The sequence below is a fragment of the Nocardia testacea NBRC 100365 genome (genome assembly GCF_000308775.1).
Taxonomy (GTDB): Bacteria; Actinomycetota; Actinomycetes; order Mycobacteriales; family Mycobacteriaceae; genus Nocardia; species Nocardia testacea.
In genome coordinates this window covers 72235-94207 of the sequence record NZ_BAGJ01000088.1, presented here as the reverse complement: position 1 = coordinate 94207, position 21973 = coordinate 72235, and the positions used below count along the sequence as shown (strand labels likewise).

The window sequence follows — 21973 nt, the reverse complement described above, 5'->3', positions numbered from 1 at the left end:
ACCGGGCGAGGGACGCCTGCCGTCGGTGCCCGATAGAGTCGGTCGCCATGAGCGTGTGCACGGTGCCGACCGGTCGGACGAGGCAGCCGCCACCCGGTGGTGCAACCGGTGCCGGGCAACCGGAAACCCGCGGGGTCCGGTGCCGTCCGCCGGGAGGTTCGGGTGGAGTGAAGCGGACCCGCAGGTTCCCGCAGGTCTTCGGGAATCCCGTTGCCGATCCGGCGCGGCCCGAAGGGGCGCGGAGGTGGTCCGTGGCGATGGGCGGGCGCGCGGCGTGACGATTCTGGTCTGTCCCGATAGTTTCAAAGGCACCTACACCGCCGCCGAGGTGGCCGACGCCATCGCCGAGGGCGCCGAGGAAGCAGGCGCGACCGCGGTGCGCCTGCCGGTCGCCGACGGCGGTGAGGGCACCCTCGCCGCACTCACCGGGCCGCTGGGACTCCACCCGGTGACGGTCGCGGCCCGCAATCCGTGGGGTGTCCCCGGTGAGGCCACCTTCGGACTGTCCGACGACGGTGTCGCGGTGATCGAGCTCGCCGCGGCCAGCGGTGTCACCACCGCGCACAGCGGGCCGCGGGATCCGGTCGCCGCGAACACCTACGGCACCGGCATGCTCATCGCGGCGGCGGTGCGGCGCGGGGCCTGGCGGATCGTGGTCACCGCGGGCGGATCGGCCACCACCGACGGGGGTATGGGAGCGATCGCGGCCATCGAGGACGCCGGCGGTCTCGGCGGGGCCTCGATCACCGTGCTCACCGATGTCACCACCCGCTATGTGGACGCCGCCCGGGTGTTCGGACCGCAGAAGGGCGCCGACCCGGCCACCGTCGAATTGCTGACCCGGCGGCTCGCCGATACCGCGCGCACCCTGCCCCGCGATCCGTCCGGGGTCGACGCGACCGGCGCCGCCGGGGGGTTCTCCGGCGGCATGTGGGCACAGTACGGGGCCGAATTGCGTTCGGGTGCGGAGTACGTGCTCGACAGCGCGGGGTTCGACGCCCTTGCCGCGCAGGCGAGCACCATCGTGGTCGGCGAAGGGCGGCTCGACGGGCAGACCAGGGCCGGCAAGATCATTTCGGCGATTCTCGACCGGGCCGGCACCACCCCGGTGTACGCGGTGGTGGGCTCCGTCGGTGAAGACTTGGGTGACTACCGGTCCCGTTTCGCGGAGGTCATCGTGGCCTCCGATACCGAGGCCATGCGGGCGGCGGGGCGGCGGATCGGCACCGCCGCACCCTGACCATCCGGGCGAACACAGAGCCGGCCGCGAGGTCCGCGGGGGCGGCCGCGGACCGTCGCGGACATCGGATCAGCCGGCGGTCGCGGCCTCCGGCGGGAAACCGCCCGTGGCGATGGGCCCCCAGCGCTCGATATCGATGCGGATGAGCGATTTGCCCTGGCGCGCCATGGCGGCCCGGTATTCGTCCCAGTCCGGATGCTCCCCGGCGATACCGCGGTAGTAGTCGACCAGACCGTCGAGCGCCTCGGGCATGTCGAGTATCTCGGCCCGGCCGTCCACCTGCACATAGGCGTCGTCGAACTCGTCGGAGAGGACGCAGATCGACACCTGCGGTGCGCGGCGGATATTGCGGGTCTTGGCCCGGCTCGGATAGGTGGAGACGACGATCCGGCCCTGCGAATCCAGCCCGCAGGTCACCGGTGACATCTGCGGACGGCCGTCGGCGCGGGTGGTGACCAGCACGCCGTGATGGCGCGAACCGAGGAAGGCCAGCAGGTCGGCCTTGTCGACGATGGTGGAGGTCGCGATACGCGGCATGGAGACCTTTCGGGGCGGATCGGTACTCGGGCGGTGCCTTCGCAGCATAGGTCACCGTCCCGGTCACGGAGTCGGCCGTTGCCCGGACCCCGCGCACCTGGCACCACGCCCACCGAGACCCGTCGGCGCACCGGTCACCGCAGCGCACCAGTACCCGAACTCCGCTCACCGGCCCGGCCTGCGCTGCCTGCAACGCCGGATATTCGGATCACCGCGTGCATCGTCGCGCTGGTTCTGCGTACCGGGCATATCGAGGCGGATCACGGAACCCGGCCGGCATGGGGCGACGCCGGGTCGCCATCCGCCGGCTGATTCGCCCGGCCCCCGGCGGGTACCGGCGGGGCAGCGGCCGGATACCGCCTCGCGCCACCGGCCCCAGTACCCGCGACAGGAGCACGATCACCATGCGCGCCATCGACCCACAGCGTCCTTTTCCGGAACCGCATCCGGCGACGGATCCCGAGCCCACGCCCCCGCTGCCCACTCCCCCGCCAGAACCCCGGCCCCGAGAACCACAACCGCCGGTTCCGGACCCCACACCGGGGCCGCAACCGCCCGTCCCGGGTCCATCGCCGGAGCCGCAACCGCCCGTCCCGGGACCATCGCCGGAGCCGGTACCGCCCGCACCCGGGCCCGTCCCGGGACCGGCCCCGGATCGCCCGCCCCTCCCGGACCCCGGCCACCCCGTCCCACCGCCCCCTTTCCCGGCCGGGCGAATCGGGCAGGACCGGTCCCATACCGGTGATTCAACCGCCGCCGAGCGGGTATTCGACGCAACGTCCCTGGTCGCAGGCTCGACAGGAAGGACATGACCATGGTCGCCGGACACAACGATCCGAACAAGAGTCACCCAGTGAGTGAGCATCGTTTCCCCGACGACGCACGGACGACGCGTTCGCACGCCGGAGAAACCATCGAAGACCGGCGCAACTGGCCCGGCATCATCCTCGGCGCGGTCGGCATCGTCCTGGTGGCGCTGACCCTCACCGCCGCCGGTTACGGCTTCGCCGGGTGGGCGGTGATCGCCGGGATCGTCGGCGTGATCTGCCTGATCGCCGGCGGGCTGATCGTGGTCGCCGAGCATCGGCGGATCAAGATGAAGGAAGGCGCGACCCTGCGTGAGCCACGTGGCCACTGACCGCCGCATGGACCACTCCCGCGCCCCGCTGCTCGACGCGCTCGGCGAGTACCAGCGGCTGGACCGGTACGGCTTCACTCCGCCCGGTCACCGTCAGAGCCGCGGTGTGGACGAACGGGTGGCAGCGATCATCGGCGCGGACGCGTTCCGCGCCGATGTGCTGGCCGCGCCCGGTATCGACGACCGCCTGTCCCGCGGCGGCTACCTGGCCCGGGCCGAGGAGCTGATGGCCGACGCGGTGGGCGCCGACCAGACCTTCTTCGCCACCTGCGGCAGCTCGCTGTCGGTGAAGGCGGCCATGATGGCTGTCGCGGGCGGTAACGAGAACGGTTTGCTGGTGGCCCGCGACAGCCACAAATCGATCGTCGCCGGTCTGATCTTCTCGGGTGTGCTGCCGCGCTGGATCACTCCGCGCTGGGATGCCGAGCGCCATCTGTCCCATCCGCCGTCACCGGAGCAGGTCCGTCAGGCGTGGGAGAAATACCCCGAGGCCGCGGGAGCGCTCATTGTGAGCCCCAGCCCGTACGGGACCTGCGCCGATATCGCGGGAATCGCCCGGGTGTGCCACGAACGCGGCAAACCGCTCATCGTGGACGAAGCCTGGGGCGCGCATCTGCCGTTCCACCCCGACCTGCCGACCTGGGCGATGGATGTGGGCGCCGATATCTGTGTGGTGAGCGTGCACAAGATGGGTGCCGGCTTCGAGCAGAGCTCGGTGTTCCACGTCCAGGGCGACCTGGTGGATCCGGTCCGCTTGCGCCACTGCGTCGATCTGCTCATGACGACGAGCCCGAATGTGCTGATCTATTCGGCACTGGACGGCTGGCGCCGCCAGATGGTCGAGCGGGGACACGATCTGCTGGATGCCGCGCTGCGCACCGCGCGCCGCACCCGGACCGAGTTGAACGGTATCCCCGGTATCCAGGTGATGGAGGACGAACTGCTCGGCGCGGAGGCCTCTCACGACCTGGATCGACTCCAGGTGCTGCTGATGTCTCCGGGACCGGCGCCACCGGATACGACGCGGAGGACTGGCTGCGCCGGAACCGGCTCATCGATATGGGGATGAGCGATCACCGGCGGACCCTCGCGACCATGTCCTACGCCGACGACGACCGGACGGCCGATATGCTGATCGAGGCCATCGGCGATTGGCGGGCACAGCTGACCGACGCGCATTCCCCGCACGAGATCTACCTGCCCACGCCACAGGAACTGCAACTGGACACCGCGATCCTGCCCCGCGACGCGTTCTTCGGCAACACCGAAATGGTGCCCGTGGCGGAGGCCGCGGGCCGGGTCGCGGCCGAGCAGCTCACGCCCTATCCGCCCGGTATCCCCGTGGTGGTTCCGGGCGAACGCCTCGACCAGGGAGTGCTGGACTATCTGCGCACCGGTCACGAGATCGGGCTCAACATTCCCGATGCCACCGATCCCGAGATGAAGATGATCCGCGTCGTGGCGTGACCGCGGGCCACGACGGCGCGGTGGTTGAAGGCGCGGGACCCGGGTAAGCGCGCGGGTATGGAACTTCTCGTCATCCTCGCGATCGCGATACTGGTCGCCGTGGTGGTCGGATTCCGATGGTTGAAGGGACAGGATCGGAGTACCCGCGACGCTCCCGACAACGAAGGCAACCCGCACCGCGACGAGTGACTCACGGACCTTCACGAGCCCGTGGGGCTATTCATAGCTGTCGTCGTGGAGTCCGCCGAGGTAGGCGATCGCTCCCAGGTACCGATGACACAGCGGTGTGTGGCCGCTGTGGGCTGCGCGCGCCCGCAATGCCTCGTCCAGGGAACCGAACGTGGGATCGCCGGCGCAGTCACCGCCGTGGCCGGGGATGATCATCGGGTCGCTGCTCGACCCCTGGCCGGTGGTATCGGCGAGTGGTCCGGTCGGATGGGGGCGTGTGGCATGGAGTGTGATGAGTTGGTGTACTGCCAAAGAGTTCACGATCATCCCCGGGTGATGTGGTTCGACGGGAGGGTGACGGCCGGGCAGGGACGAAAGGTGACCGGCAGCCGGGTCAGGGCCCGATGGAACGGGCCGGGCCGCCACACCAGCTCCCCGCGCGGGATCGCGAGCGCCATATCGGGGACGGCGTCGAGAAGCTGGTCGATCGCGTCCTGCACGATCTGATAGGCCAGAGTTCGGGCCGGACAGGCGTGCGGGCCCGCGCTCCAGGACAGGTGGGATCGGTTGCCGGTGTGGTCGCCGTCGGTGATTCGCGGGTCGGTGTTGGCGGCGGCGAGGCCGATCAGCACGGGCTGATGGGCGGGGAGCCAGGTGTCGCCGACGAGAACGGGGGTGCGGGGGTAGGTGGTGCAGAAGTTCGCGATCGGCGGGTCGTGGAAAAGCACCTCGTCGAGCGCGTCCCGGGTGGACAGACTTCCGCCGATCAGTCCGCCTCCGAACCGCTCGTCGGTCATCATCAGCAGCAGGGTGTTGGTGATCAGATTCGGTTGTGCTTCGCCGCCGGCTCCGTAGAAACTCAGCAACTGGGCGAGCACTTCCCCGTCGTCGAGGCGGCGCGGGTGGGCGAGCAGGCGCGAGGTGGCGTCGTCGCCCGGATGGTCGCGTTTGAGCCGGATCAGTTCGGTCAGCGCGGTCCGCAGCGGCCCCATTCCCGCGACGGCGTCGAAGCGCGCGGCCGTCCCGGCGGTGATCCGCGCCCCTATGTCGGGTGGGCAGCCGGTGATCCGGTTGAGGACGGCGACGATGAGGGGGCGGGCGTAGTCTCCCACCAGTTCGGCGGTGCCGGTCTCGCAGAATCCGTTGATCAGCGGGGCCGCGAGTTCTTCGACGACCGCGTGCATGGCATGGCCGTCGACGGCGGCGATACTGTCCTTCGACGCCTGCCGGTAGCGCTGATGGTCGGGTCCGGTGCTGTAGCGGGCGGCGGGGTGCCAGCGCATCATCGGCAGTACCGGTGAATCCGGGGGCACGGTGGCCTGCCAGGTGCGGGGGTCGGTGGGGAAATGCTCGGTGTCGTGCAGGATCCGCACCGCGGTGTGATAGCCGAGTACCAGGGTTGCCGGTACGCCCGGGGCGAGTTCGATCGGTGCGAGGTCACCGAATTCCGTGCGCATTTCGTGGTAGATCCGGTGCGGGTCGGCGGCGAATTCCGGGGTGTGGAGGGGCACTCGCGCCTCCGTCGAAGCGTCGGGGGCGGTGTGGGCGATCGGGCACGAGCCGAGGTGATCGGTTCGCGGATAGGAGATCGATGGTGGAGTCGACATGGTCCGTTTCTTCGAGATGAGCGGGAGACAAGACAGACGTGCGCCGTCGCTGTCCGGCGGATCAGGACAAGGTGTCGCGCAGCGTCGTGAACGCCGTGTCCGGCTCGGTGAGCAGCCAGTGGGCGCCGATATAGCCGTCGGGTCGAATAAGGCAGACAGCGGTTGCGTCGGGGGTGCCGTAGCGGTCGTGGATCCGGCGACTGTCGGCCGCGACGGCACCGGCCGGGCCGGGTCCGTGATACCCGGGCGGCGTGACGACCACCGGTTCGACCCGGGCGCCGAATCGCCGACGCACACGCGTGAGCAGCGCCGAGACCTTCGCGGCATCGTGCGGATCACGATGGACGAGTACCAGCGTGTGCCCACCGTGGCGCAACCGTTCGTGCAGCCGTAGCCGAGGGGTGATCTCGACATCGGGGGCGCGCTCCCCCGCCGCCGGCCCGTCCGACCAGCGCGGCGAGGGCAATCCGGGGTCGGGGGTATTCGCGTAGCGGTAGGCGATGCCGGAGATCCGGGCCACCGCCCGCTCGGTGAACCCGGGTTCGCGGGCGAGCGCGAGTCGTTCGGCGACCGGGCGGCCGTGGTCCATCAGCACCGAATGCAGTTCATGGGTGCCGGCGATCACCTGCTCGGCGATCGGACGCCGCTCCGTCTCGTAACTGTCCAGCAGTGACTCTCGGGCGTGGCCGTGCACAACGGCGGCGAGCTTCCAGCCGAGGTTGAACGCGTCCTGCATCGAGGTGTTCATCCCCTGCCCACCCGCCGGGGACCGCTCGTGTCCGGCGTCCCCGCAGACGAAGACCCGGCCGCTGCGATATCGGGAGACGAGCCGCCGCCGCGTCCGGAACGCCGTCGTCCACTGCGGGGAACCCAACCGCACCGCACCGCCGAAATGCTCGTCGAGCACCTTCTGGAACGCCGCGGCCGAAGCGTCGATATTCCGAGCGTCACCGGGTTCACTGATCAATACCCGCCACACCCCACCGGGCAATGCAGTCGTCAGCAGCATGTGACCGCCGGTGATGCGGTAGTCGATACCGCCGACCTCCATCGGGAAGCCCGGTGACCGCTGCCGAAGCGGCACGTCCATCATCCGCATCGCCGTCCCGACGTACTCCGCACGACCCACCTGCGCACCCAGATAACCGGCGACAGTGCTGTGCACGCCGTCGCAACCGATCAGCCAGCCGGAGTGCACGGTTGCGGTCTCACCACTGTTCGTATCCCGCACGATGGCGGTGACTCCGCCGTCCGGATCCGTGGTCACCGAAATCAGCTCGGTGTGCCATTCGACGGCCCCGCCGAGCGCGCTGAAATGCCGGCGCAGGATCTCCTCTGTGTCGCGCTGGCCGATCGTGCGGAAATACGGGTACCGGCTGTCGAGACCGGTGAAATCCAGCCGTACTTTCTCCGGGAAACCCGCGAACCGATAGTCCATCCACTCCCCGCGCAAACCCCTCTCCTGGAACTCATCGACGATCCCGGCCTGTTCCAGCAACTGCAGAGTGCGGGTGTGCACCGTGAACGACCGCGAAGTCGTCACGGGGGTGGTGAGCCGGTCGATCAACCGGACATCCACACCCCGCCGCAATAACTCGATACCGAGGGTGAGCCCGGTCGGACCGGCGCCCACGATGAGAACCGGACCACCTGAAGAAGACATGACTGATCACCCTCCAAAGATTCAAGACAGAAAATGGACGGCGTGTGTCCCCCAGCGACACACGCCCCGAGCCCGGAATTACCGGGACTGTTCCCCACGCTCCGCGTTCCCGCGGAAGCGCAAACCTCCGCATGAAGCGGTGGAAATACCTGTGAACGAGTGTTTTTGGTCAGGCACCTGGAAACCGCAGCAACGCCGGTCGCTTGTACCCCACCGCGCCACGCATCGTTCGTTCCTCGGGCAACCTGTCCCGCTCGATCCGGCCGAGGGGCCACCAATCGTCGAGTTCGACCAAGCCGGGCGGCAGCAGCTCGAGACCTTCGAAGTATTCGAGGTGCTCCGTACGGGTCCGGTACCAGCCCGAACCCACGCCTTCGGTGAACGCCTCTTCTAGTTTCCGCGCCAGCCGATGGATTTCCGGGTCCTCGGAGCCCGGGTCGTAGAAGTTCGTGACCGCCACATACGAACCGGAAGGCAGCCGTTCGATCAGCTCTCTCATTGCCCGGGCCGGCCTCGACCTGTCACCGATATGGTGGAGCAGCCCGCACACCAGCACCCCTATCGGACGATCCAACTCGAGGTACTGGAGCACGTCCGGGTTCTTCAGGAGTGTGCCGGCCTCCAGGAAGTCCGCGAGAACGTAGTGCGTACGGTCGTTACGCTCGAGCAGCGCACGCCCATACGCGGCGCACACCGGATCGTTGTCGACGTAAATCACTGTCGCTCTGCGATTTTCCAGCTGAACAACCTCGTGGGTATTCAGGGCGGTCGGCAGCCCGGCACCAATATCGACGAACTGCTCGACGCCCGCATACCCGGCCAGATAACGAACCACCCGATGCATCCAGCGCCGATTCATCCGCGATACCTCGCGCTGACCTGGTGCCATCTCGAGTACCCTGGTGAAAACTGCGCGGTCGACCTCGTAGTTGTCTTTGCCGAGCAGGCTGTAGTCGTGGACTCGCGCGACACTGGCCCGGGAGGCATCTACACCAACCGGCTCCTGCAAGCAGGTATCGGGCGGCGGTCGCAGCGGAGCCCGGAATGAGGGTGATGAACGCATTGCGTGCTCCTGGAACAGAGGTCGGGGAATGACGCGTGGGAGATCGAGCACTGGTAGAGGTGGAAGCGACAGCGGTACGTCGTGCGAACCGACACTCCGGCGGATCGAAATTGAACTCGGGCGCGAGTACCTGAGCGGGCCGACGACATGGTTTCCGCCCTCGACGACTCTTCGAGCAGTAGAGATCATTCAGAACGCTCCCGGGTAGCTGGTAAATACACCAAAAGCCTGCTCCACCAGCCAGTATCGTCTCGCCGCCTCCTAGGTCTCTTCCTAACCGCCGAGCTATCATCTATGTCTCATTCGGCAGCGCGGAAGGTAGAAGTCATGGCAACGCTTCTCAAGGCCCTGTTGCGGCAACGTCACTTACAGACGGTCGCGGCGTTCAACCGGGAATACGACCGATTGGCCCGCAGGATCGACCCAGCAATCGTTGGCTGCGGCCCCCGGAAGGCCCAGTTTTACCGTTGGCTCTCCGGTGATATCGGTGGTCTGCCCTACCCACATCATCGCCGCGTATTGCAAGAGATGTTTCCGGAATGGTCGATCGAGGAACTGTTCGGCAGCCATCCCGACAACCAACCCGCGCAGGACAGGCGACACCGAGACAGCGTGCAGCCAGCACCACAGCCTGCCCGTCAACGAGCAAGCGAAGTAGAAGCCGTATTTCGAAACCGTGCCGACTTCGTCCAAGACATGCCGCCGCAGCGAATATTCCGGTCGGCACACAGTATCGACATGGTGGGAATCTCGCTCAATCTCTTCTGCCAGCAGTGCTCCGACAGCGATGTCATTCAGCTTCTGGAAAACGGCACTGAGATCAGATGCTTGTTCCTCGATCCGGCCGGTGACAGTATCCGCGCCCGGGAGGCCGAAGAAGGACACGCACCAAACACTCTATCCGACCTCACAAGCTTGAATATCCGAACACTGGAACGGATCCTGGGAAGGACAGGGCATTACACGCCGGGTTCAATCCATGTACGTACCTTCGATGAGCCGCCGCGCTTCAACCTCGTAATTATCGATACCGAATTGTGCATCATGCAGCCCTACCTACCACAGGGGCGTGGCGTCGAATCGCCGACGTTCGTAATGCGGAAGTCCGGCGGGCCAGCAGTGTTCGATACGTTTGTAAGCGTCTTCGACACTCTATGGACGCGAGGGAAGGGAATCGACGCGTGGACGACATCAGTACACTCCTGACCATCGCGCGCGAGGCCACAGCCGCTGGAGCCGAACTCCTGACGACTGCAGGGACAGGTGCGGTCCACAGCAAAGGCGATCGGGACTTCGTCACCGAACTCGACCTCGAAATCCAAGAGACGACGCAGCGACTGCTGCGAGCGCAGGCACCCCGAATCGGCTTCCGGGGTGAGGAGACCACCACGCAGCCATCGGATTCCGTACATGCCGAACAAACATGGGTGCTCGACCCCATCGACGGGACATCGAACTTCATCCATGATATTCCGCTTTGTGCGGTGTCCCTTGCGCTGGTGCATCAGGACCGGCCGATTGTCGGTGTGATACGAGCACCGTTTCTCGGGCTGGAGTACTACGCGATCGAAGGGCGCGGTGCGTACCTGAATGGCAGGCCCATCACCACCGGCCGGGCGCAGCACCTGCGGGACGCCATAATCTCGATCGGCGACTACGCCGTCGGCCCCGGCGCCGAGGCGAAGAATCACACCCGATTGGCCGTCACCGGGGCGCTGGCGACAGAGGCGGAAAGGGTTCGCATGCTCGGCTCCGCCGCACTCGATCTGGCATGGACCGCTGAAGGCCGTACCGACGGATGCATCATCATGTCCAACAAACAATGGGACATGGCAGCCGGAGTGCTCATCGCCCGCGAAAGCGGTGCCGTGGTGACCGATTCCGACGGCAGCATCCACAACGTCCGGTCGCGCCACACCGTGGCCGCCAACCCTACTATCTCCCGGAAACTCCTACAGCTGATATCCACCGCACAACAGTGACGAGGGCGCCGACGGACAAGGCGCTGCCGCGCTAACTATAGAAGGCCACGAGTGCACGAACCACGAACTTGCCCAATTTGTCCAAGTTCGGTTGTTCCCGCTTGAAGTCTGGCTCAATCGCTGAAAAATGAGGATGCGCAGAACACCCCACACAGAACGCGAGAATGGGCGCGACATCATGCAACTCAGGTTCCTCGGCAGGGGTGGTTCACAGGTGAACGACTGCCCGACCCTGTACGCCACCGACCAGGGCAGTTACGTAGCGACAGGCTGGCGTACCGGCACATCCGAGACAATCGAGATCCCGCACCTGTTGATGGGTTTCGCCGAACCGCACACGTTTATCGGGACCGCGCTGACCGAGACGGGGCGGGGTACGTTCACCCTCAGCGGTCGGCCGATAACGGACGACAAGACGTTGAGTCGACTCGACCTCGCGGACGACGAGGCGGCAATCGAGGTACCCAAGAGCAAAAGGACCTTCTACGGTGCATCTACGGCAGGGTGACTGGTCCGACCTGTTCCGCGAGTGCCGCAGTGAAGCGTTCCATCTCGAAGTCAGAGATGACTACGCGGTACCCGTTGAGTCAGAACCATTCCGGCGGTTTCTGAACAACGAGCCCGATGACTACGAGTGGTTTCGAGACTGGGAAACTCTTGTCGAGGAGTTGACCGGTTGAGGTGTCAGGGTGAGCCGGATTCGGGTAGTTACTGTGCCGCACACCGACTACCAGAGATGGAGTCTCGTCGTCGCGTCTCGCAACGTCGAGGCGGGCGTAGACATCCGTTATCTACCACGCCATCTCGCCGGTGAGGTACCGACGGACGATTGGTGGCTCATAGATAATGAGCGGGTGGCGTTCAATCTGGTCGACCGACAGCTCAAGTCAGCCGGCGTAGCCCTGACGACAGATCCTCGCATCGTCGAGTACTGTCAAGGCGTCAGACAACGGCTCTGGAAGTTGGCCACACCTTATGCTGAATATGCAGCCGGCGAAACGTCGTAGATGGTGAAGTGACCCGTAACGTTCAGGAAGCGAGAGAAGCGCTCGGACAACGACTCAGGGAGTTCCGCCGCTCGACCGGTATGTCCGGGCGCGATCTCGCCGCACGTGCAGGGTGGCATGAATCCAAGGTATCGAAGCTGGAATATGGTAGACGACCCCCCTCCGAGGCCGATCTCCGAGCCTACTGCAACATCCTGGGCGCCGAGCCTGAACTGCCGGAATTGATCACCACGCTTCGAAATATCGACAGTGCTCACGTCGAGTGGCGGCGCGTCCTGAGCGGAGGCACAAAAAGTGGGCAGAACAAGCTGGCGAAGCTTGCTGGACAGACCCGACTGATGAGGATCTACCAACCCTACGTAATACCCGGACTTCTCCAGACCGCAGAATATGCCGAAGCGATCTTACGGCAGGCAATCGAGTTTTATCGAATACCGGATGATCTCGACGAGGGCGTTTCGCAACGGCTCGAAAGACAACAAATACTCTACCGGGGTGAGTGCAAGTTTCATATCCTTATGCGATTCGACACCGCGATATCGATGGCGCCGACCCGGGTGCCGAATCCGCGCACACGGCGACTCCAATCGAACCCATCCTCTACCACCAGTTCACCCAGCTGCCGATGCAGCACCAATATTGAATTGTCGATGCAATCCCCAGATAGGATTTTATAAATAAGTCAAGACTTGAAATTTCAGTGCCATGGTTGGTACTCCTGAAAAGGTGCGGTCGTAGCTGCGTCGCACCGAGGAGGGAGTTCTGCAGATGTCCTGGTTCGTAGACGATCGCTGCGTTAACTGCGATGTGTCCCGGCAATTGGCGCCCGGCTTGATCGGCGAGGTCGATGGTCGCTCCGAAATTCTGCGTCAACCGCGCGACGAAGCCGAGGAACAGGCGCTGGCGGCAGCCGCATTCGCTTGTCAAACCCGGTCCGTTCGGCGTGAGAACGTGCCGCTGAAAGCGGTGTTCGACCCGTTCCCCTTGCGCCTGGATGAGGGGGTCTACCTGTGTGGCCACAACTCGTCACACACCGCGGGCGCCAACTCCTATCTGCTGCGACGCCGCGGCGGCAACCTCATGGTCGATACGCCACGCTGGAGCGAGTCGCTGGCAAGCCGATACGAGGAGCTCGGCGTGGTGACGGACGTTCTACTGACCCACCGTGATCACGCTGCGCATGGTCGGCGCTACGCAGACCGATTCGGGGCTCGACTGTGGATTCACGAGGGTGATCTCGATTCGGCCCCGGATGCCGATCGGATACTACGGGGATCCGAGCCCGTGGAGGTCGTCGACGGCGTAATTGCGCATCCGTTTCCGGGTCACACCGAGGGAAGTGTGCTTTATATAGTCGACGACCGATACTGTTTCAGCGGGGACAGCTTTTACTGGTCCCGCACCACCGGAGATATCGAAATCGCCGAGAGCGTCACCTGGTATTCGGTCGAAGTGCTGGCCCGTTCGCTGGCACGATCGGCCGATTTCGGTTTCGAATGGCTGCTGCCCGGTCATGGCGATCGCCGACAGCTTCCGGCAAGCGAGATGGCGCTCCGGATGCGAGGCCTGGCCGAACGTGTGAAAGCCCTTCGCCCCCAACCGATCGACTTCAGCGCTATGCGGTGGTGATCACGACTCTGCGCCCAGCCGAACATGGCGATCCGCGTGCTTGCCACCATAGTGTAGGTGCGGCCAGAGCCGGCCATGTCTCGTAGGGCACACGGCCTGCGCAGCACGTGCGAGACGCCTGATCTCGATCGGCGACTACGCCGTCGGCCCCGGCGCCGAGGCGAAGAACCGCACCGATTTGCCGTCACCGAGGCGCTGATGGCAGGGAGAAAGGGTTGGCATGCTCGGCTCAGCCGCACTCGATCTGGCCGCCTCTACAAGGAATCGACAAATCTCGTGTGGCGTCGCGATTAGTTCTGCTATCCGATGCAGTCTGATCTTCATGGGCAGACTCATCTATGGCTTCAATGTCTCGGTGGACGGGTACATCGCCGACGCGCAAGGCAATCTCGACTGGTCCGACCCGAGCGAAGAGCTCCTCTGGTACTGGAACGATTTCGAGCGGGAGACCGCGCTGGCGTTCTACGGGCGGCGACTCTACGAACTGATGTCCGCGTACTGGCCGACCGCCGACAAGGCTCCGGACGCCACTGCCCGGAACGTGGACTTCGCCCGTATCTGGCGCGATATGCCCAAGGTCGTGTTCTCACGCACCCTGGAGTCGGTCGACTGGAACTCCCGCCTGGAACGCGGCGACCCGGTCGAGGTGGTGACGAAACTGAAAGCCGAAACCGACGGCAGGCTGGAGGTGGCCGGTGCGACGCTGGCCGCGCCGATCGTGCGGGCCGGACTGGTGGACGAGTACCGGATCGTGGTCGCGCCCACCGCGGTGGGCGGCGGTACACCGTTCTTCCCGACGCTGCCGTCGTGGATACCGCTGCGGCTGCTGGAGAACCGCACTTTCCCGTGCGGCACGGTCCTGCTGCGCTATGCGACGAAACGCGACTGACACAGCGAGGGCGGGCTGGTTAGAGTGGCCGGAATGAGTGAGGGCCACGACCCGCGAACGATTCTGGCCGGCGCGGGATACCGCATCGACGACTGGTCACCTGTCACCACCGGCGAGTCGGGCGCTACCGTCTTTCGCGACGCGGACGCCACCCGATACGCCAAATGCGTGCCGGCGGCGGAGGCCGCCGCACTGAAGGCAGAGCATGACCGGGTGGTGTGGCTGGCCGGCCAGGGCGTGCCGGGCCCACGGGTGCTCGACTGGCACTCCGGCGAGGCGGGAGCACTGCTGGTGACCAGTGCCGTTCCCGGCGTTTCCGCGGATCGCCTATCGGCTGCGGACCTCCGCGCGGCCTGGGAACACATCGCCGGCGCGGTGCGCGGGCTGCACGGACTATCGGCGCAACGGTGTCCGTTCGACCGTGGCCTGGACACGATGGTCGCCGTGGCGCGCGATGTCGTCGCCCGCGATGCCGTGAACCAGGAGTTCCTTCCCGTCGAGCAGCAGCACACGCCCCCCGAGGAACTTCTGGCCCGCCTCGAACCCGAGATCGCGCGGATGCGGGCCCGAGAGGCTGTGGACGCGGTCGTCTGTCACGGAGACCTGTGCCTGCCGAATATCGTCGTGGACCCGGAAACGCTGAAGGTGTCCGGATTCATCGACCTGGGCCGTCTCGGGTCGGCCGATCGGTATGCCGATCTGGCGCTCCTGCTCGCGAACGCCCGGGAGACCTGGGAGGACGAGGAGCAGGCGCTGGCCGCGGACACACTGTTCGCGGCCGGGTACGGCCTCGTCCTGGACCGTGACCGCTTGGACTTCTACCTGCACCTCGACCCCCTCACCTGGGGATGAGGCAAAGCCGGACCGCGCGCGTAGCGATTTCACCGGTCTCGGCGCACGGAGGTTCAGGCCATATCCCACAGCAGGCGGTAGTAATCGATGCGCTCGGGATCCGGCGCGACCCCGTACGCCTCATAGAGGATCCCGTCGTATCCCGGACCGTAGTTCCACTCCGTACTCCATGCCGCGACCGCGAGGTCGGCCCAGCGGTCGCCCACCCCCAGCGAGCCGAGATCCACATGCGCGGCGAACTCGCCGTCGTCGTGCAACAACGTGTTCGGAACGCACGCGTCACCGTGACAGACGACGAGCCGGTCGACCGCGGGCGGATCGCCGATCCGCGCCCGGGCTTCCGCGACGGTCAGATGCCGATACTCGGGCGACCGGTCCGCCGGTCCCTGCCCTTCGGCGATACGCTCGTCGGCGCGCACGAGCCGGGTCCCGACACTCCACTCGAACGGGCAGCGGTCGACAGGTAGGCGGTCGTGCAGCAGGCGCAACCCCGCGCCGATCGCGGCCGCCGCCGTCGCCGGTTCCGCGACCCACCGCGGCAACACCGCGGAACGTCCGGCGACTTCCGCCGTGACCAGCCATGCGCCCTCGTCGTCGGCCCCGAGCTCGAGGACCCGGGGAACGGTCACCCACCGCCGAGCCCAGTCCAGCCGCTCCGCCTCGCCGCGCAGGTCGATCTCCGGAGTGCCCGCGGCAACCCACTTGGCATACCTGACGACCTCACCCTCGAGACGGAACGTCAGACCTCCGAGTTCATTACGCCACACGGGGGTTATCGTGTCGGCGCCGGCGAGCGCCTCGACCACCTCGGGCACATCCACGGGACCGATCGGAATCTCAGCGGTGACAGGACGGCTCATCGGGTGATCGTCCCTGCCGATCCATGCGGGTGGCAAATGAATTGAACGGGTGTGTACCGATCACCGGTACGAAACCATGGACCGTTCCGAGACCCGGCCTGCATACTCGGCCGAAGGCGGGCGGCCGCGCATGGCCTCGCGGCCGGGAAGGGAAACGTACAGTGGCGCCACTGCAGACGGTTCAGAAGATCGGTCCGGTCCTGGACCTGTTCACTGCGTCACGCCCGGAATGGCGTCCCGCCGAGATAGCGGCGGCCATCGATGCTCCACGCTCGAGCGTGCATGCCTTGCTGTCGGCCTTGGTCGATACCGGATTGCTACAGTGCCGGGCCCGCGGGCGCTACCGCCTCGGCTGGCGCGTCGTAGAGCTGAGCGAAACGCTACGGGCGACCGTGGACGTTCGCTCGCACGCGGCGCCGGTTCTTCAGGGACTGGCACACAGATACGGCGAGACCGCACACCTGGCGGTGCTCGAGCGTGACAGAGTCCTCTATCTGGACAAGGTGCCGGGCAACCACATGATCAACGTGTCGGGCGCGCGGGTCGGCGCCTCTCTCGAACCTCATTGCAGTGCGCTCGGGAAGGTGTTGCTCGCACAGCGTGAGGCCGAGGAGATCACCCGCCACCTCACCGCCGAGCCGCTGCGGCGCCTGACCCCGGCGACGATCATCGACCCGGCCGTGCTGACGGGAGAACTCGCCTCGGTCCGTCGCGCCGGATGCGCCTTCGACGCCGGCGAGGCGGCCCCCGAGGTCCACTGCGTGGCCGCGCCGATCCGAGATGAGATGGGCGTGGTGATCGCGGCGGTGAGTATCACCGTGCCGGCGAGTCGATTCAGGCCGGCGCGACAACAGTTGACGAACGCCGTCATCGCCGCCGGAAACCGGATTTCGAGGGCTGTCGCACAGTCCACCGATCCGGTGCCGACCGAACGCGACGACCCCACGATCGCCGCTGGTGCCGACCCGATGTCCTCCGCGTCGGGTACGCACCGGCAGGAGGCCCACGCGACTCGACGGCGCGGCCCGGGGTTCGCCAGAATATCCGCATGAGTCCCGTTCATCGGGCCGATGGTGAGATTTCCGCGATCGGCCGCACCACCGAGATCCTGAAGACGTTCCGGGACAGCCCCGGCGTCCTCAGTGCGGCGGCGTTGGTACGCCGGACGGGAATGGCGAAGACGACGGTGCACCGGATGCTCGACGACCTCGTACGGGTCGGACTGCTCGAACGCGAGGGCAAGGATTACCGGCTCGGCCTGCTGCTGTTCGAGATCGGTGAGTCGGTGCCGCGCCAGCGCGGCCTGCGCGAGGCGGCTCGACGGCACCTGTCGGCATTGCGGGAAGCGACGAGACACAACGTCGGGCTCTGTGTGCTCGACGGGTTCGATGTCGTCTACCTCGACGTGTTCCGCGACGACGACGGACCCCGGCTGCCGCAGCAGATCGGGGGCCGGTGGCCGGCGCACGCGAGTTGCTCGGGGAAGGCGATTCTGGCGTACTCCGAAGGGGCGACGCCGCGACCGGAGACACTGAAGGCCTGCACCGACAGCACCATCACCGACTTCGGCGAACTGGAGCGCGAACTCGAGCAGGTCCGCCGTCGTGGTGTGGCCTTCGACCGCCAGGAAGCGATCCGGGGCATTGTCGGGGTCGCGGCGCCGATCTTCGGTCCCGGTGATGAAGTTCTCGGGGCGGTTTCGTCCTCGGGGGTGGCCGGCCGGATCAACCTCACCCGTATCGACGCCGCCGTCCGAACCACAGCGGTGTCGATCTCCCGGGATCTGTCACGCGCGCAGTCCGTCGTCCGTCCGGTGCTGCGGCGTCACTGATACCGCGCGCCCGTTCAGCCCCGGCCGGCGAACGGCATCCGGTTGGCCATGATCGTCATGAACGGCACCGTCACGTCGAGCGGGAGTTCGGCCAGCCGGACGACAGCGTCCGCTACATACTTCGGATCGAAGGTCGGCTCGGCACGCCGGCTCCCGTCGGGCTGCCGTGCCGACACTCCCACCCCCTCGGTCATGGCGGTGGCCGCATTGCCGATGTCGAGCTGGGTGCAGCAGATGTCGTAGTCGCGCCCGTCCAGCGCGATCGACTTCGTCAGACCCGTCACCCCGTGTTTGGTGGCCGTATAGGCGACGCTGGCCGGTCGCGGTGTGTGCGCCGACAGGGAACCGTTGTTGACGATCCGCCCGCCCCGGGGTGACTGCGCCTTCATCATCCGCATGGCCTCCCGAGCGCACAGGAACGTTCCGGTGAGATTGGCCGCGACGGTCCGCTCCCAGTCCGCCGGATCGATCTCGTCGGCGCTACCGGCCGGCCCGAACGTCCCGGCGTTGTTGATCAGTACGTCGATCCGGCCGTAATCACCGGCCACCCGTGCGAACAGGTCACGCACCGATTCGACGGACGACACGTCGGCCGGGACCACGGCGCTTCGCTCGTGCCCGTTCGCCGTCTCCTCCAGTGGCGCGCGACTGCGTCCGGTCAGTACGACATGATGTCCGGCCTCGAGCAGCGCGTGAGCCATGGCGCGGCCCAATCCGGAGCCGGCCCCGGTGACGACGATGACGCGTTCGTTCACTGTGTGTGCTCCTGTTCGGTGGTTGCCGGTGGTCAGTGGTTGTCGCCTCGCACGGCGGTGCCGCGTCTGCCGACGAGGAAGTCGAAGTCGACGCCGCGATCGGCCTGCAGAACATGGTCGACGAACAGTCGCTGATAGCCGCCGGCGGGGATATCGGCGGCGGGGGCGAGCATTGCTTCGCGGCGGCGCAGTTCCTCGGCGTCGACGTGCAACCGCAGTACCGAGCCCGGGATGTCGAGTTCGATGCGATCGCCGTCGCGGACCAGGGCCAGCGGACCCCCGACGGCCGCTTCGGGCGCGACGTGCAGGACGACCGTTCCGTAGGCGGTTCCACTCATCCTGGCATCGGAAATCCGCACCATATCGGTGACGCCACGTTCGAGCAGCCGGCGCGGCAGGGGGAGATTGCCCACCTCCGGCATACCGGGGGCGCCGATCGGACCCACCCCGGTGAGCACGATGACATCGTCGGGTTCTATCTCGAGATCCGGCGAATCCACCCGGGCCCGGAAATCGTCCATACCGTGGAATACGACCGCCCGGCCCGTGTGCCGCAGCAGGTGCCGGGACGCCGCCGAGGTCTTGACGACCGCCCCGTTCGGCGCGAGATTGCCCTTCAGCACGGTAATTCCGGCATCTTCCTGTAGCGGCGCAGCACGCCGGCGGATGACGTCGTCGTTCCAGATGGGCGCGGATGCCACGTTCTCGCCGAGCGTCCGGCCGGTCACCGTGCGGGCGCCGGTGTGCAGCAGGTCCCCGAGTTCGGCGAGCACTGCGGGCAGGCCGCCGGCATAGTAGAAATCCTCCATCAGATAGCTGCCCGAGGGCATGAGGTTCACCAGAAGCGGGATATCGCGCGTCTGCTCGGCGAAATCCGCCAGTTCCAATGGCAGTTCGAGACGGCCGGCGAGCGCCAGCAGGTGGACCACCGCATTGGTGGACCCGCCGATCGCGGCGTTGACGCGGATCGCGTTCTCGAATGATTCGCGGGTCACCACGGTGGACATCCGGAGGTCCTCCGCCACCATCTCGACAATCCGCACCCCGCTGTCGCGGGCGTGGACTCGCCGCCGGGAGTCGACCGCGGGGATCGCGGCATTGCCGGGCAGGGCGAGCCCGAGGGCCTCCGCGATCGACGCCATCGTCGACGCGGTGCCCATGGTGTTGCAGTGACCGGGTGAGCGGGAGGTCGCCGATTCCGCCGCGCGGAAGGCACATTCACTCATCGTGCCGGCGCGCACCGCCTCGCTCATCGCGAACACCGAGGTACCCGAGCCGATGGTGCGGCCCTCGTGCCTGCCGCTGAGCATCGGACCGCCGGACACTACGATCGTCGGGAGATCGCAGCTCGCGGCGCCCATCAGCAGCGCCGGCGTGGTCTTGTCGCAGCCGCAGAGCAGGACGACCCCGTCGATCGGGTTGGCCCGGATGGACTCCTCGACGTCCATGCTCACCAGGTTGCGGTAGAGCATCGTCGTCGGCCGGATGATCGTCTCACCGAGCGAGGTGACCGGGAACTCGACCGGGAAACCGCCCGCCTCGATCACGCCGAGTCGTACCTGCTCGGCCAGATCACGGAAGTGCGCGTTACACGGGGTCAGTTCCGACCAGGTGTTGCAGATACCGATCACCGGACGGCCGTCGAACATCCGGTCCGGAATGCCTTGGTTCTTCATCCAGGACCGGTGGATGAAGGCATTGAGATCGTTGCCTGCGAACCATTCCCGGGATCGCAACGAGCGCTCAGTGTTCATCGGAGGGTCCTTTCAGTCCGAGGATCAGCCTGGCCTCGGCCGGGCTCGCCGGCGTCAGGCCCAGCCGTTCGACGATGCCGACGATGTGCTCGACGAACCGCACGTTCTCGGTGGGCACCCCCGGCACCAGGCACGGGTTGTCCTCGATGCCGACGCGGACGTGCCCACCCAGCAACAGTGCGTGGGTGAGACCGCGCATCTGCTCGCTGCCACCGATGCTCACCGAGAACACCGAGTCCGCGGGCAGCACATCGACCATCTGCTGCAGGATCGCCGGGGTGTACGGGAGTGCGTTCTGGAAGGTGCGGTCGAGGCCGAGGACCATGTTCACCAGGTGCGGGCCCGGTTCGCCGGCGGTGAGCGTACTGATCTCCTGCAGCAGGTGGGATGGGCCGAAGGCCTCCCATTCGGGTTTGATGCCGCGGGCCCGCATGGCGGCGGCGAGCTCGGCGGCCCGGCTCGGCGGGGTATCCATCAGTATTTCGCCCGACGGCGAGGAGACGTAGGCGGTGATCGCGTCGAGCGTGCAGGTGTCCGCGCCGCCGCCGAGTCCGTCGAGTCGCGCGGACCAGTCCACCACCCGGCTTCCGTCCGCGCGGACCCGCACCATATCCCCGTTGACGCCCCCACCGGTGGAGTTGTTGACCACGATGTCGCAGCGCTGCCGGACGAGGTCGTTGATGCGCCGGTAGATTCCCGCGTCACAGGTCGCCTCGTCGTCGGGACGGCGCGCGTGCAGTGCCGCCATCGACGCACCGGCCGAGTGACACCGGGCGACGTCCGCGGCGATCTCCTCCGGCTGAGTGGGTACGTACGGGTGGTCGGCCTTCGTGAGGAACCCACCGGTCGGAGCCACCGTGACGATCACCTTGTCCCGCAACGTGGTCATGCGTCCACTCCCGTCCGCACCGCGGCCGCGAAGAACATCGCGATCGCGTGCGCACCCGGATCCACGACGCCACGGGCATGGTCGCCGACGTAGCTCGCGCGGCCGCGCAGCGCCGGCAACGCGCGGGTCGACTCGGCGCCCGCCACGGCGGCATCGCGCGCGGAAATCAGCGCCGCGGTGACATCGTCGGAGGTCGTGGCGGCGGCGAGCAGCGCCGCCGCGGCCGGCGCCATCGCGTCGACCATCGTCTTGTGCCCTACCTCCGCCCTACCGAGCCGTCGCACAGCGCCGGTGGCGGTGTCGACCGCGGCGGCGAGCTGCGCGGCACCGACCTTCGCGCCGCGAATATCGGCGATCCGGCCGAACCACAGTCCCAGAAGTGGACCGCTGGTCCCTCCGGTGCCGAGGAAAGCGTCCGAGAGCCGGGCGAACACGTCCCCGGGCCCGGCCGGTGGATCGGCCTCGAATCCGGCCAGCGCGGCACGGACGGCCGAACGCAGGTTGAGGCCGAAATCGCCGTCTCCGATCAGCCGGTCCAGATCGGTGAGCGCGTCGACCTGTGTTTCGACGTCCGAGGCGAATCGCGTGATCCAGTTCCGCGTCCGGTCGAGTTGCAGCGTGGTCATCCATTCCTCCGAAATG

The 21973-nt window shown here is 66.8% G+C and carries 22 protein-coding genes and 2 pseudogenes; 14 read left to right on the top strand and 10 right to left on the bottom strand.

Annotated features, from left to right (window positions below; genetic code table 11):
• The first annotated feature begins 274 nt into the window (after positions 1-274).
• Positions 275-1240: a glycerate kinase gene (locus ON38_RS12115; RefSeq protein WP_039824929.1), complete on the top strand. Its 966-nt coding sequence runs from the start codon at positions 275-277 to the stop codon at positions 1238-1240.
• A gap of 69 nt (positions 1241-1309) precedes the next feature.
• Here the strand turns inward: ON38_RS12115 and ON38_RS12110 are convergent, their stop codons facing one another.
• The gene (locus ON38_RS12110; RefSeq protein ID WP_039824833.1) at positions 1310-1777 is read right to left on the bottom strand and encodes a PPOX class F420-dependent oxidoreductase; all 468 of its coding nucleotides are present in this window, start codon (positions 1775-1777) and stop codon (positions 1310-1312) included.
• An 853-nt stretch (positions 1778-2630) separates the two neighbouring features.
• On the opposite strand from ON38_RS12110, the gene ON38_RS12105 reads away from it, so the two are divergent.
• The 3 genes and pseudogenes from ON38_RS12105 (at position 2631) to ON38_RS37905 (ending at position 4571) form a co-directional block, all read left to right on the top strand.
• The gene (locus tag ON38_RS12105) at positions 2631-2915 is read left to right on the top strand and encodes a hypothetical protein (protein WP_245564013.1); all 285 of its coding nucleotides are present in this window, start codon (positions 2631-2633) and stop codon (positions 2913-2915) included.
• Positions 2916-2922: 7 nt separating this feature from the next.
• Positions 2923-4382, top strand: a pseudogene (locus tag ON38_RS12100) (aminotransferase class I/II-fold pyridoxal phosphate-dependent enzyme).
• Positions 4383-4439: 57 nt separating this feature from the next.
• Complete coding sequence (locus tag ON38_RS37905) at positions 4440-4571, top strand: hypothetical protein (RefSeq protein ID WP_281004609.1); 132 nt, start codon at positions 4440-4442, stop codon at positions 4569-4571.
• 27 nt (positions 4572-4598) lie between these two features.
• Here ON38_RS37905 and ON38_RS12095 read toward each other — a convergent pair whose 3' ends face one another.
• The 4 genes from ON38_RS12095 to ON38_RS12080 form a co-directional block, all read right to left on the bottom strand.
• Positions 4599-4862: a hypothetical protein gene (locus tag ON38_RS12095; protein WP_157181738.1), complete on the bottom strand. Its 264-nt coding sequence runs from the start codon at positions 4860-4862 to the stop codon at positions 4599-4601.
• Positions 4863-4873: 11 nt separating this feature from the next.
• The gene (locus tag ON38_RS12090; protein ID WP_306306665.1) at positions 4874-6061 is read right to left on the bottom strand and encodes a cytochrome P450 family protein; all 1188 of its coding nucleotides are present in this window, start codon (positions 6059-6061) and stop codon (positions 4874-4876) included.
• A 157-nt stretch (positions 6062-6218) separates the two neighbouring features.
• Positions 6219-7820 carry an FAD-dependent monooxygenase gene (locus ON38_RS12085; protein WP_083872581.1) on the bottom strand — a complete coding sequence of 534 codons (1602 nt, stop codon included), beginning with the start codon at positions 7818-7820 and terminating at the stop codon, positions 6219-6221.
• 169 nt (positions 7821-7989) lie between these two features.
• Complete coding sequence (locus ON38_RS12080; RefSeq protein ID WP_245564012.1) at positions 7990-8934, bottom strand: SAM-dependent methyltransferase; 945 nt, start codon at positions 8932-8934, stop codon at positions 7990-7992.
• 276 nt (positions 8935-9210) lie between these two features.
• Here ON38_RS12080 and ON38_RS34845 point away from each other — a divergent pair, with 276 nt between their 5' ends.
• From ON38_RS34845 to ON38_RS12050, 8 genes and pseudogenes are all read left to right on the top strand, one after another.
• Positions 9211-10089 (top strand): DUF5919 domain-containing protein, encoded by an 879-nt coding sequence (locus tag ON38_RS34845; protein ID WP_083872578.1) that lies wholly within the window; start codon positions 9211-9213, stop codon positions 10087-10089.
• On the top strand, positions 10065-10865 hold the full coding sequence (locus tag ON38_RS12070) for an inositol monophosphatase family protein (RefSeq protein WP_039824827.1): 801 nt from the start codon (positions 10065-10067) through the stop codon (positions 10863-10865). The genes ON38_RS34845 and ON38_RS12070 overlap by 25 nt, the downstream gene beginning before the upstream one ends.
• Before the next feature lie 214 nt (positions 10866-11079).
• On the top strand, positions 11080-11373 hold the full coding sequence (locus tag ON38_RS12065; RefSeq protein ID WP_245564011.1) for a hypothetical protein: 294 nt from the start codon (positions 11080-11082) through the stop codon (positions 11371-11373).
• Positions 11354-11872: pseudogene (locus ON38_RS38185) on the top strand (DUF6879 family protein). The gene ON38_RS12065 and the pseudogene ON38_RS38185 overlap by 20 nt, the downstream one beginning before the upstream one ends.
• 8 nt (positions 11873-11880) lie before the next feature.
• Positions 11881-12549, top strand: coding sequence for a Scr1 family TA system antitoxin-like transcriptional regulator (locus ON38_RS34835; RefSeq protein ID WP_157181737.1), 669 nt, complete (start codon positions 11881-11883; stop codon positions 12547-12549).
• Positions 12550-12640: 91 nt separating this feature from the next.
• On the top strand, positions 12641-13501 hold the full coding sequence (locus ON38_RS12060) for an MBL fold metallo-hydrolase (RefSeq protein ID WP_039824826.1): 861 nt from the start codon (positions 12641-12643) through the stop codon (positions 13499-13501).
• 322 nt (positions 13502-13823) lie between these two features.
• Positions 13824-14390: a dihydrofolate reductase family protein gene (locus ON38_RS12055; protein ID WP_039824825.1), complete on the top strand. Its 567-nt coding sequence runs from the start codon at positions 13824-13826 to the stop codon at positions 14388-14390.
• Positions 14391-14423: 33 nt separating this feature from the next.
• Positions 14424-15242, top strand: a complete 819-nt coding sequence (locus tag ON38_RS12050) for an APH(3'') family aminoglycoside O-phosphotransferase (RefSeq protein WP_039824824.1) — start codon at positions 14424-14426, stop codon at positions 15240-15242.
• A 53-nt stretch (positions 15243-15295) separates the two neighbouring features.
• On the opposite strand, the gene ON38_RS12045 is transcribed toward ON38_RS12050, so the two are convergent.
• Positions 15296-16102, bottom strand: a complete 807-nt coding sequence (locus tag ON38_RS12045; protein WP_039824823.1) for an aminoglycoside 3'-phosphotransferase — start codon at positions 16100-16102, stop codon at positions 15296-15298.
• A gap of 161 nt (positions 16103-16263) precedes the next feature.
• Here ON38_RS12045 and ON38_RS12040 point away from each other — a divergent pair, with 161 nt between their 5' ends.
• Together ON38_RS12040 and ON38_RS12035 are read left to right on the top strand one after the other, a co-directional pair.
• Positions 16264-17154, top strand: a complete 891-nt coding sequence (locus tag ON38_RS12040; protein WP_083872574.1) for an IclR family transcriptional regulator — start codon at positions 16264-16266, stop codon at positions 17152-17154.
• Positions 17151-17933, top strand: coding sequence for an IclR family transcriptional regulator (locus ON38_RS12035; RefSeq protein WP_039824822.1), 783 nt, complete (start codon positions 17151-17153; stop codon positions 17931-17933). The genes ON38_RS12040 and ON38_RS12035 overlap by 4 nt, the downstream gene beginning before the upstream one ends.
• Before the next feature lie 14 nt (positions 17934-17947).
• Here the strand turns inward: ON38_RS12035 and ON38_RS12030 are convergent, their stop codons facing one another.
• The 4 genes from ON38_RS12030 to ON38_RS12015 are packed head-to-tail and all read right to left on the bottom strand — an operon-like array spanning position 17948 to position 21957.
• Positions 17948-18688, bottom strand: a complete 741-nt coding sequence (locus ON38_RS12030) for an SDR family oxidoreductase (RefSeq protein ID WP_039824821.1) — start codon at positions 18686-18688, stop codon at positions 17948-17950.
• Positions 18689-18720: 32 nt separating this feature from the next.
• Positions 18721-20442, bottom strand: coding sequence for an IlvD/Edd family dehydratase (locus tag ON38_RS12025; protein WP_039824820.1), 1722 nt, complete (start codon positions 20440-20442; stop codon positions 18721-18723).
• On the bottom strand, positions 20432-21331 hold the full coding sequence (locus tag ON38_RS12020; protein ID WP_039824819.1) for a beta-keto acid cleavage family enzyme: 900 nt from the start codon (positions 21329-21331) through the stop codon (positions 20432-20434). Before ON38_RS12020 ends, ON38_RS12025 begins: the two co-directional genes overlap by 11 nt.
• Positions 21328-21957: a DAK2 domain-containing protein gene (locus ON38_RS12015; protein ID WP_039824818.1), complete on the bottom strand. Its 630-nt coding sequence runs from the start codon at positions 21955-21957 to the stop codon at positions 21328-21330. The genes ON38_RS12020 and ON38_RS12015 overlap by 4 nt, the downstream gene beginning before the upstream one ends.
• Positions 21958-21973 lie beyond the last annotated feature (16 nt).

Excerpts from the sequence above, each read along its gene's own strand:
- ON38_RS12050 (WP_039824824.1), top strand. The coding sequence starts at position 14,424 with ATGAGTGAGGGCCACGACCCGCGAACGATTCTGGCCGGCGCGGGATAC.
- ON38_RS12110 (WP_039824833.1), bottom strand. The coding sequence starts at position 1,777 with ATGCCGCGTATCGCGACCTCCACCATCGTCGACAAGGCCGACCTGCTG.
- ON38_RS12025 (WP_039824820.1), bottom strand. The coding sequence starts at position 20,442 with ATGAACACTGAGCGCTCGTTGCGATCCCGGGAATGGTTCGCAGGCAAC.
- ON38_RS37905 (WP_281004609.1), top strand. The coding sequence starts at position 4,440 with ATGGAACTTCTCGTCATCCTCGCGATCGCGATACTGGTCGCCGTGGTG.
- ON38_RS12035 (WP_039824822.1), top strand. The coding sequence starts at position 17,151 with ATGAGTCCCGTTCATCGGGCCGATGGTGAGATTTCCGCGATCGGCCGC.
- ON38_RS12085 (WP_083872581.1), bottom strand. The coding sequence starts at position 7,820 with ATGTCTTCTTCAGGTGGTCCGGTTCTCATCGTGGGCGCCGGTCCGACC.
- ON38_RS12015 (WP_039824818.1), bottom strand. The coding sequence starts at position 21,957 with ATGACCACGCTGCAACTCGACCGGACGCGGAACTGGATCACGCGATTC.
- ON38_RS12055 (WP_039824825.1), top strand. The coding sequence starts at position 13,824 with ATGGGCAGACTCATCTATGGCTTCAATGTCTCGGTGGACGGGTACATC.
- ON38_RS12045 (WP_039824823.1), bottom strand. The coding sequence starts at position 16,102 with ATGAGCCGTCCTGTCACCGCTGAGATTCCGATCGGTCCCGTGGATGTG.
- ON38_RS12020 (WP_039824819.1), bottom strand. The coding sequence starts at position 21,331 with ATGACCACGTTGCGGGACAAGGTGATCGTCACGGTGGCTCCGACCGGT.
- ON38_RS12060 (WP_039824826.1), top strand. The coding sequence starts at position 12,641 with ATGTCCTGGTTCGTAGACGATCGCTGCGTTAACTGCGATGTGTCCCGG.
- ON38_RS34845 (WP_083872578.1), top strand. The coding sequence starts at position 9,211 with ATGGCAACGCTTCTCAAGGCCCTGTTGCGGCAACGTCACTTACAGACG.